A 312-nucleotide genomic window follows, 5' to 3' on the forward strand; every position below is an offset into this window, starting at 1 on the left:
GGCGAGGCGGCGGACGGGCTCTACATCGACGTCGCCGGCGCGAGCCACCTGCGCGGCGGCGAGGCGAATCTCGTCGCGGACCTGGCCGCCCGGCTCGCGCGGGGCCGCGTACCGGCGGGGATCGCGCTGGCCGACACGCCCGGCGCCGCCTTCGCGCTGGCGCGGCAGGGCGGGCCTGATCCGGTCGTGGTGCCGCCGGGCGGGGCCTCGCTGGCCCTGCGGGCCCTCCCGGTGGACGCCCTGCGCCTCGATCCCGGCACGGTCGCGGGCCTGAAGCGGCTCGGCCTGCGCCGGATCGGCGTGCTCGACGCC

At 80.8% G+C, this 312-nt stretch carries 1 pseudogene; it reads left to right on the forward strand.

Annotated features, from left to right (window positions below):
• A pseudogene (locus ACLBYB_RS33065) lies at positions 1-312 on the forward strand (DNA polymerase Y family protein); the annotation flags it as partial.

This window comes from Methylobacterium sp. D54C (genome assembly GCF_053345595.1).